1 protein-coding gene is annotated in these 418 nt (G+C 56.9%); it reads right to left on the reverse strand.

Translation table 11 applies throughout. The features are described 5' to 3' along the window. On the reverse strand, nucleotides 1-416 hold a 416-nt coding region (gene aroQ / locus ALO_RS12845), incomplete at its 3' end, for a type II 3-dehydroquinate dehydratase (RefSeq protein ID WP_004096624.1). Between the last annotated feature and the right edge of the window lie 2 nt (nucleotides 417-418).

Consider the following 418-nt stretch of genomic DNA (forward strand, 5'->3'; position numbering starts at 1 on the left):
TGCCTTTCCACCAGCGCCTGCAGCGCCAGCACGTACCCGTCAAACCCCAGTCCCATAATCTGGCCGATGCAGGCGGCGGCGGTCACGGATCGGTGACGGAACTCCTCCCTGGCATGGGTGTTGGAGATATGCACCTCGATCGCCGGCACCGGAACGGCCTTAAGCGCATCATAGATCGCAATGCTGTAATGGGTGTAGGCGGCCGGATTGATCACTATGCCGTCGTATTTCCCAAAGGCATCTTGGATGGCGTCGATAATTTCGCCCTCGCAGTTGGACTGGAAGCAGTCCACGGCGGCGCCCAGCCTTTGACCTGCCGCTTCGACCAGAGCAGTCAGTTCGGTATAATTTTTTGCTCCGTAGATTCCCGGCTCACGAATCCCCAAAAAATTGATGTTCGGTCCGTTAATGACCAGAA

The organism is Acetonema longum DSM 6540 (assembly GCF_000219125.1).
Taxonomy (GTDB): Bacteria; Bacillota; Negativicutes; order Sporomusales; family Acetonemataceae; genus Acetonema; species Acetonema longum.